This window comes from Nocardioides montaniterrae (assembly GCF_054782655.1).
Map to the genome: position 1 here is coordinate 636,709 of NZ_BAAGSB010000001.1, position 8,322 is coordinate 645,030.

General features: G+C 69.8%; 8 protein-coding genes and 1 pseudogene. 1 reads left to right on the forward strand and 8 read right to left on the reverse strand.

Features of this window, described 5'->3' with window-relative positions:
• Positions 1-15: 15 nt before the first annotated feature.
• Positions 16-1,272 carry a cytochrome P450 gene (locus tag ACYVJ3_RS03370; protein WP_460851073.1) on the reverse strand — a complete coding sequence of 419 codons (1,257 nt, stop codon included), beginning with the start codon at positions 1,270-1,272 and terminating at the stop codon, positions 16-18.
• Between the two features lie 2 nt (positions 1,273-1,274).
• On the reverse strand, positions 1,275-2,813 hold the full coding sequence (locus ACYVJ3_RS03375) for an acyl-CoA synthetase (protein ID WP_460851075.1): 1,539 nt from the start codon (positions 2,811-2,813) through the stop codon (positions 1,275-1,277).
• Positions 2,814-2,945: 132 nt separating this feature from the next.
• On the opposite strand from ACYVJ3_RS03375, the gene ACYVJ3_RS03380 reads away from it, so the two are divergent.
• Positions 2,946-3,785, forward strand: coding sequence for an SDR family oxidoreductase (locus ACYVJ3_RS03380; protein ID WP_460851076.1), 840 nt, complete (start codon positions 2,946-2,948; stop codon positions 3,783-3,785).
• A gap of 12 nt (positions 3,786-3,797) precedes the next feature.
• Here ACYVJ3_RS03380 and ACYVJ3_RS03385 read toward each other — a convergent pair whose 3' ends face one another.
• The 6 genes and pseudogenes from ACYVJ3_RS03385 to ACYVJ3_RS03410 form a co-directional block, all read right to left on the reverse strand.
• Positions 3,798-4,067: a cytochrome C oxidase subunit IV family protein gene (locus ACYVJ3_RS03385; RefSeq protein ID WP_460851077.1), complete on the reverse strand. Its 270-nt coding sequence runs from the start codon at positions 4,065-4,067 to the stop codon at positions 3,798-3,800.
• A 5-nt stretch (positions 4,068-4,072) separates the two neighbouring features.
• Positions 4,073-4,651, reverse strand: coding sequence for a cytochrome c oxidase subunit 3 (locus ACYVJ3_RS03390; protein WP_460851079.1), 579 nt, complete (start codon positions 4,649-4,651; stop codon positions 4,073-4,075).
• A 91-nt stretch (positions 4,652-4,742) separates the two neighbouring features.
• Positions 4,743-6,257, reverse strand: a complete 1,515-nt coding sequence (locus ACYVJ3_RS03395) for an alpha/beta hydrolase (RefSeq protein WP_460851080.1) — start codon at positions 6,255-6,257, stop codon at positions 4,743-4,745.
• A gap of 22 nt (positions 6,258-6,279) precedes the next feature.
• Complete coding sequence (locus ACYVJ3_RS03400; RefSeq protein ID WP_460851082.1) at positions 6,280-7,416, reverse strand: DNA polymerase III subunit delta'; 1,137 nt, start codon at positions 7,414-7,416, stop codon at positions 6,280-6,282.
• Entirely contained in the window at positions 7,413-8,054 is a 642-nt protein-coding gene (tmk, locus tag ACYVJ3_RS03405) for a dTMP kinase (RefSeq protein WP_460851083.1), read from the reverse strand. The genes ACYVJ3_RS03400 and tmk overlap by 4 nt, the downstream gene beginning before the upstream one ends.
• A 119-nt stretch (positions 8,055-8,173) precedes the next feature.
• Positions 8,174-8,322 (reverse strand): annotated as a pseudogene (locus ACYVJ3_RS03410) (IS30 family transposase); the annotation flags it as partial.

An 8,322-nucleotide genomic window follows, 5' to 3' on the forward strand; every position in this document is an offset into this window, starting at 1 on the left:
TTCGGGGAGCGGGCCTCAGCCCAGGGTGTAGGGCATGCGCTTGACGGCGCGGACGAAGTTGCCGGTGAGGTACTCCGGCTCCCCGACCTGGAGGTTCGGCGCCCGGAAGAGCAGCTCCTTGAAGATCGCCCGCAGCTGCATCTTGGCGACGAAGTTGCCCATGCAGAAGTGCGGGCCGCCGCCGCCGAAGCCGACGTGCGGGTTCTTCTCGCGGAGGACGTCGAAGGTGTGCGGGTCCTCGAAGACCGACTCGTCGCGGTTGGCGGAGGAGTAGATCATGCCGATCCAGTCGCCCTTGCGGATCTGCGCGCCGCCCAGCTCGGTGTCCTGCGTCGCCGTACGACGGAAGGTCATCACCGGGCTCGCCCAGCGCACGAACTCCTCGATCGCGATGCCGATGCGACCGTCGTAGTCCTCGAGGAGCAGCTCCTTCTGGTCGGGGTGCTGCTGCAGCGCCCGCGTGATCAGGCTGATCGAGTTGCGGGTCGTGTCGTTGCCCGCGACCGAGAGCAGCACGAAGAACGCGCCGATCTCCTCGTCCGTCAGCTTCACGCCCTCGATCTCGGCGTTGACCAGCGCGGTCATCACGTCGTCCTTGGGGTTGGCCCGGCGCTCCTCGGCGAACTCCATGCCCAGCATCAGCAGACCGACCAGCGACTCGTTGAGGATCTCGCCCGGCTCGCGGCCGGCCGCGACCTCCTCGTCGTTCCACGACACCATGCCGTCGGCGTGGTGCGCGGCCTCGTCGCGCTTGGCCTGGTCCTCCAGCCCGAGCATCTCGAAGATGGTCCACATCGGCAGGCGCTTGGAGACCTGCTGGACGAAGTCGCCCTCGGTAGTCTGCAGGAGCTCGTCGACGATGGTGGCGGCCTGCCGGTCGATCTGGTCCTTGATGGTCTGGACCCGCTTCGGCGTGAACGCCGAGCTGACGAGGCGGCGTACGACGGGGTGCCGCGGCGCGTCCATGCCGAGGAAGCTGCCGGCGGCCTCGTTGATGTCCTCGGGCACCTCCTCCATCTGGAAGCCCTGACCGGAGCAGAACAGCTCGGGGTGCTTGCTGACGTAGGTGACCAGCTCGTGGCTCGTGACGATCCAGATGCCCTCGTTCTCGGGCGGGATCAGCGCGCCCTCGATGGTGGGCTGCCAGCTGATCGGCGCCTCGGCGCGCAGCTTGGCGAAGGTTTCCTCGCGCTCCTCGGCCGTCAGGGCCCAGAACGAGAGGTCGGAGACGCGGTAGGGGTGGAACTCTCGCGGTACGGCGGTGATGGTCATGTTCAGACTCCTGCGGTGGTGTAGCGCTTCTCGAGCTCACGCTTGAGCAGCTTTCCGGTGGGCAGACGCGGGATCTCGTCGGTGAAGTCGACCGAGCGGGGCGCCTTGAAGCGCGCGATCCGCTCACGGGTGTGGTCGATCAGCTCCTGGGCGAGCTCGTCGGACGCGTCTGCGGGGTCCTTGAGCTGTACGACGGCCTTGACGCTCTGGCCCATCTCGGCGTCGGGCACGCCGATGACGGCGACGTCGTAGATCTTCGGGTGCAGCGTGAGCACCGCCTCGACCTCGGCGGGGTAGATGTTCACGCCGCCGGAGATGATGGTGAACGCCTTGCGGTCGGTCAGGTAGAGGTAGCCGTCCTCGTCGAGGTAGCCCATGTCGCCGACGGCGGTCCAGCTGTCGTGCAGGGGGTGGCACGCCTCGCGGGTCTTCTCCGGGTCGTTGTGGTACTCGAACGGCCGCGTCTCGCGCTCGAAGTAGACCGTGCCGACCTCGCCGGCCGGGAGCTCGTTGCCCTCGTCGTCACAGATCCGGACGACGCCGATCATCCCCCGGCCCACCGAGCCGCGCTTGGTCAGCCACTCGGGGCTCGAGATGAAGGTGATGCCGTTCTGCTCGGTGGAGCCGTAGTACTCCATGACGATCGGGCCCCACCAGTCGATCATCGCCTGCTTGACCTCGGGCGGGCACGGGGCGGCCGCGTGCACGGCGAGGCGGAGCGACGAGACGTCGTACCCGTTGCGCGTCTCCTCGGGGAGCTGCAGCATCCGGACGAACATGGTCGGCACGAACTGCGCGCAGGTGACCCGGTGCTCCTCGATCGCGGCGAGGCACGCCTCGGCGTCGAACTTCTCCAGCATCACCACGGTGCCGCCGAGGGCCTGGACGGCGCCGGACCACTTCAGCGGTGCGGCGTGGTAGATCGGCGCCGGCTGGAGGTAGACGTCGTCCGCGCCAACACCGAACGGGCCGCCGAGGAGGCCGGCGATCGGGTCGCCCGGCTCGTCCACCCGGATCGGCAGCATGGCCTGCTTGACGCCCTTCGGCCGGCCGGTGGTGCCGGAGCTGTACATCATGTCCGAGCCGCGGGGCTGGTCGACCAGCCGCGTCGTCGTACCGGCCAGGAGGTCGTCGTACGACGCGTAGCCCTCGACCGCGCCGCCGAAGGCGTACGTCGCGGCGCCGCCGCTCAGCTTGGGCAGGGTCTGGGCCGCGAGGGCGGCGACACCGGCGGAGGCCAGCAGGACCCTGGCGCCGCTGTCGTCGACGATGTAGGCGACCTCGTCGGAGGCGAGGTTGCGGTTGACCGGCGTGATGTAGAGGCCGGTGCGCAGGCAGGCCCAGTAGATGACGAAGCACTCGGCCGCGTTGTCCGCGAGCATCGCGACGACGTCGCCCTTGCGCAGACCGAGGTCGTGCAGCGCGCCGGCGAGGGCGGCGGACCGGCCCTCGAGCTCGGCGTAGGTCAGCACCGCGCCGGTCGACGCCATCACGACCGCCGGCTTGTCGGGGCTGGTCGCCGCGTGAACTCCTGGATACATGCCGTGCCTCTCTCGAAAATCTTGCGCCGTGCCCGTGGTCACAACACCATAACCTGAGTTATGTTGGACGTCCAGAGGGTCGGCGAGTCGATCCGATCTCTGAACTCCGATTCGAAAACACGGGAGATATCCATGAGCTCAGCGGGAGTCCGGCGTCTTGCCGGCAAGCGGATCGCCATCACCGGCGCGGCCCGCGGCATCGGCCTGGCCACGGCCACGGAGCTGCACCGGCGCGGCGCACTGGTCGCGATCGGCGACCTCGACCTCGAGGTGGCCAAGGCGGCCGCCGCGACGATCGGCCCGGACGTCAGCGCCTTCGCGCTCGACGTGACCGACACCGACTCGTTCCGGGCGTTCCTCGACGGCGCGAAGACCGCGATGGGCGGCCTGGACGTGCTCGTCAACAACGCCGGCGTGATGCCAATCGGCCACTTCCTGGAGATCCCCGAGTCGGTCGTGCGCCGCTCGATGGAGATCAACCTGCTCGGCCCGACCCTCGGCATGCGGCTCGCGCTGCCCGACATGATCGCCCAGGGCGGCGGCCACATCGTCAACGTCTCCTCGAGCGCGGGCAAGGCCAGCGTCCCCGGCGGGCTGAACTACTGCTCGCACAAGGCCGGCATCGTCAGCCTCACCGAGGGTGCGCGCATCGAGTACGCCGGCACCGGCGTCGACTTCACCTGCGTGATGCCGTCCTTCACCAACACCGACCTGATCGCCGGCACCAAGGGCACCAAGCTGCTCAAGAACGTCGAGCCGCAGGACGTCGCCAACGGCATCGCCAAGGCGATCGAGACCAAGCAGAAGGACGTCTACGCCCCCAAGGCGCTGCGCGGCATCTTCTTCACGCAGCCGCTGATGGGCCGCAAGGTCCGCGACTTCGTGAACCGCCGCCTCGGCGCCTACGACACGTTCCTCGACGTCGACCAGTCGAAGCGTGCGGCGTACGACGACCGCGTCAGCCACAGCTGAACGGTCTCGCCGCTAGGCGAACAGGTAGATGCCGGCGAGGGCGCAGAACAGGACGCCGGCGTACGCCTCCAGGACGAGCCGCAGCGCCGGCGGCGCGTCCCGGACCTCCATGAAGTGCATGGCGACCAGGCGCAGCTTGACCACGCCGATGCCGATCAGCGCGACGCCGACCCAGGCCCTCGAGCCGTGCTCCTCGAGGCCTAGCGTCGCGGTGAGGCCGGTGGCCAGGACGAGGACGAGCCAGACCACGAGCTGGCGGTCGGCGATCAGTCGTCGGAGCATCGCCGTCACCTGACCAGGTAGAGCAGCGGGAACAGGACGAGCCACAGCATGTCCACCATGTGCCAGTAGACGCCGCCGCACTCGACGGCCAGCACCCGCTTCTCGGTGAGCTCGGCCAGGCGCGCGGTGCGCGCCAGGAACGTCAGCACGCCGACACCGATCGCGAGGTGGGCGAGGTGGATGCCGGTGAACACGAAGTAGTACATGAAGAAGTCGTTGGTGCCGGGCGCGAAGCCGTCGCCGGCGAGCAGGACGTACTCGGTCACCTTCACCGCGGCGAAGCCGAGCGCGCAGATCAGGGCGAGCAGCACCGGACCGCGAGCGACTCCCCTGCCGTGACGCGCTCCGCGCAGGCCTCGTACGACGAGCAGCGACGCGGTCAGCAGCAGGACCGTGTTGAGGATCCCGAGCACCGGGTGCAGGTGTGCCTGTGACGCCGCGAACATCTCCGGCTGCTTGGCCCGGGTGGTGAGGATCGTGCCGAAGAAGAGCCCGAAGATCGTCATGTCGCCGAGGACGAAGACCCAGAGGCCCTCCTCGCCCGGCACGTGCCGCACGGGCGCAACGGCTGGCTCGGCGGTCATGTTTTCTACTCTAGATTAAGTACATCGATGGAGCAACGGGACGCTGGGCAGAGCAGGCGGCCTGCGGCTTGCCCAAGCTGGCTGAGCGCCCTCAGCAGCGCTTGCCGTCGGCAGGGACGTCACCGCGGATGAGGTAGCCCTCGACGGCGTCGTCGATGCACGCGTTGCCCTTGTTGTAGCCGGTGTGGCCGTCGCCGTCGCGGGAGAGCAGCACGCCCGACGTGAGCTCCTTGGACAGCGCGACGGCCTCCTCGTAGGGAGTCGCGGGGTCGCGCGTGGTGCCGATGACCACGATCGGCGGCGCGCCGGCCGCGTCGATCTTGAGCGGCGGGGCCGCCTTGAACGGCATCCCGTGGCAGGCGGTCAGGCCCCACGCGAAGACCGATCCGAAGGTCGGTGACGCCTTGAGGAAGGCCGGCAGCTCGGAGGCGACGGCGCTCGGCGCGACCGACCAGGACGAGTCCTCGCAGTTGATCACGCTGATCGCCTCGAGGCTGTTGTCGGAGTACCCGCCGGACGAGCCACGGGAGGTGTAGGCGTCGGCCAGGGCCAGGAGCACCGAGCCGTCGCCCGCCATGGCCTTCTTCAGCCCGGTGTCGAGGTAGGTCCACATGCTGCGGGCGTAGAGCGGCATCACCAGGCCGTAGAAGGCGTTGCCGACCGTCAGCTCGCGCCCGGAGCCGGTCGGGAGCGGGTGGGTGTCGATGTGGTTCAACAGCGACTTGATCCGCTGCAGGCCCGCCTCGACGGTGTCGCCGAGGAAGCAGCTCCCCGAGCTCACGCAGTTGCCGACGTAGGCGCGCAGCGCGGTCTCGAAGCCGGCGGCCTGGTGCAGCGAGCTCTCGCGGGTGGACAGGGCGACGTCGATGGCGCCGTCGAGGACCATCCGGCCGACGCGCCGCGGGAACAGCTCGGCGTACGTCGCACCGAGCTTGGTGCCGTAGGAGAAGCCGAAGTAGTCCATCTTCTTCTGCCCCAGCGCGGCGCGCAGGATGTCCATGTCACGCGCGGCGTCGATCGTGCTGACGTGGCCGACGAGCCCGTCGGAGCGGGTCTTGCAGCCGTTCCAGAACTGCCGTGCGGACCTGGTGAACTGCTTCACCTCGGCCGCGTTGTCCGGGTCGGGGTCCTCGGCGACGTACCGGTCGACCTGCTGGTCGCTCATGCAGTCGATGGGATCGGAGCCACCGGTCCCGCGCGGGTCGAACCCGACGATGTCGTACGCCGAGATCAGCGCCTGCCCGAAGTAGTCGGACCGGCTCGACGCGAGACCGACGCCCGGGGCGCCCGGGCCGCCCGGGTTGACCACGAGCGCGCCCACACGGTCGCCGGTGGCCTTGGCCTTCTCGACGTTCAGCCCGATGCTGGCGCCGCCGGGGTGCGCGTAGTCGACGGGCACCTTGAGGGTGGCGCAGACGTCCTCGCCGCAGTGGGTCCAGTCGAGCTTCTGGCGGTAGTAGGCCTTGAGCGAGCCGGCGCCCGCGCCCGACGACGTCGAGCCGTGGTGGTGCGACCCGTTCGAGTCGGTGGCCGTGCCGCCGGCGTCGAAGCAGCCGGTGAGGAGGAGGGCAGCGGCAGCCAGCCCGCCGACGAGAGACCTGCGCATACCGACTCCTAGCTCCTGTGACTCATCGCGAAGGCGCGATCAGCGCCACCATCATGGACTCCAGCGCCAGCGCCGGGGGGACGTTGAACTCCAACATCTGCTCGCGCGCCGCGAAGATCGCGCCGATCCGCCGCAGGTTCAGCTCGGGTCTCGAGGCCGCAGCGAGCGCGAGCACGTCGTCGCGGATCTCCTCGTTGACCAGGCCGCCGGGCGCCCCGGTGGCGACCGCGATCGCGTCGCGGTAGACCGAGATCAGGTCGGTCAGCCCGCGGTCGATGACGTCGAGGTGGCGCCGCTTGGCGCGCGTCTTCTGGTCCTTCTCCATGTCGCGCAGGGCCGGCGCGTACTCCCGCGGACGGCGGCCCCGCTCGACGACGCCGTACGCCGCGTCGAGGTCGGACTTGTCGCGCGCGTCGAGCTCGGAGGTGATCGCGTCGGCCTCGGCCTTCGCGGTGTCGGCGAGCAACGAGGCAGCGCTCATGGCGCGCCCCAGGTCGGTCAGCCGGGCCGGGATGGAGACGACCTGCCGGCGGCGTTCGCGCACGTCGGCGTCGAAGGCGAGCGCGCGGGCCCGGCCGATGTGGCCCTGGCTGGCGCGGGCGGCGTACGTCGCCAACGGCTCCTCGATGCCCTTGGCGTTGAGGAACGCCGCGACCTCGGGCGTGGTCGGCGTGGAGAGCGTGACGAGGCGGCAGCGGCTGCGGATCGTGGGGAGGACGTCGTCGACGGTGGGTGCGCAGAGCATCCAGATGGTGCGGCCGTTGGGCTCCTCGATCGCCTTGAGCAGCGCGTTGCAGGCCTGCTCGGTGAGCCGGTCGGCGTCCTCGACGATGAGGATCGACCAGCGCTCGCCCATCGGCGTGAGCGCCGCCTTGCGGACCAGGTCACGGACCTCCGAGACGCCGATGGACAGCTTCTCGGTGCGGACGACGGAGACGTCGGCGTGGCTGCCGGCGACGACCGTGCGGCACTGGTGGCAGCTGCCGCAGCCCTGCTGGGGGCACTGGAGCGCGGCCGCGAACGCCACGGCCGCGTTGGAGCGGCCCGACCCGGGCGGGCCGGTGAAGAGCCAGGCGTGGGTCATCCCGTCGCCGCGGGCGGCGTGGGAGAGCGCGGTGATCGCCGGACGCTGGCCGACGAGCGTGGTCCAGATGCTCACGCGCGGGCCTGGGGCAGCAGGAAGCGGACGCGCTCGACGATCGCGCGGTGGAGGTCGTCGATCGAACGCCGGGCATCCAGGACGAGGTAGTGGTCCGGGTCGGCCTCGGCGAGCTCGAGGAACTTCGCGCGCACGCGCTGGTGGAACTCCAGCGACTCGCCCTCGATCCGGTCGCGGGCCTCGAAGCGACCGAGACCCTCGCTCGGCTCGAGGTCGAGCACGATCGTCAGGTTGGGCCGCAGGTCGCGGGTCGCCCACCGCTGGACGGCCTCGACCCCGGCGAGGTCCTCGACGCGGCCGGCGCCCTGGTAGGCGAGCGAGGAGTCGACGTACCGGTCGGTGATGACGACCTCGCCTCGCTCGAGCGCGGGCAGGACGACGGTGTCGACGTGCTCGGCCTTGTCGGCGGCGTACAGCAGCACCTCGGTGCGGTTGCTGATCTCACCGGTCGCGGGGTCGAGCACGATCTGGCGCAGGCTCTTGCCGACCGGGGTGTCACCGGGCTCGAAGGTCAGCAGGACGGTGTGGTCCTCGGCCTCCAGCCACTCACGGAGCATGCGGGACTGGGTCGACTTGCCGCCGCCCTCGCCGCCCTCGAAGCAGACGAAGAGCCCCTTGTCGGCGTACGTCCTGGTCACTCGCGCAAACCTACGGGACGGCGCCGACGGGGGGCTGCGCGGCTGCAGGTTTCCCAAGGTATGCAGCCGAACCTGCACTTCCCTGGCGCTCAAGGTCCAGCGGTCTAAGCAACGGGTGGTCAGGCTGCCTGGGTCAGCAGTTGGTTCAGCCGTTGGGCTGGGGTTTGCAGATCCAGGGTAGGGCGTGGCCTCTGGTTCAGGGTGTCGGCGATCCGCTGGAGGTCCTCGGCGGTGTGCACGGACAGGTCAGTGCCTTTCTCCAGCCAGA

Excerpts from the sequence above, each read along its gene's own strand:
- ACYVJ3_RS03395 (WP_460851080.1), bottom strand. The coding sequence starts at position 6,257 with ATGCGCAGGTCTCTCGTCGGCGGGCTGGCTGCCGCTGCCCTCCTCCTC.
- ACYVJ3_RS03380 (WP_460851076.1), top strand. The coding sequence starts at position 2,946 with ATGAGCTCAGCGGGAGTCCGGCGTCTTGCCGGCAAGCGGATCGCCATC.
- ACYVJ3_RS03370 (WP_460851073.1), bottom strand. The coding sequence starts at position 1,272 with ATGACCATCACCGCCGTACCGCGAGAGTTCCACCCCTACCGCGTCTCC.
- ACYVJ3_RS03390 (WP_460851079.1), bottom strand. The coding sequence starts at position 4,651 with ATGACCGCCGAGCCAGCCGTTGCGCCCGTGCGGCACGTGCCGGGCGAG.
- ACYVJ3_RS03375 (WP_460851075.1), bottom strand. The coding sequence starts at position 2,813 with ATGTATCCAGGAGTTCACGCGGCGACCAGCCCCGACAAGCCGGCGGTC.
- ACYVJ3_RS03385 (WP_460851077.1), bottom strand. The coding sequence starts at position 4,067 with ATGCTCCGACGACTGATCGCCGACCGCCAGCTCGTGGTCTGGCTCGTC.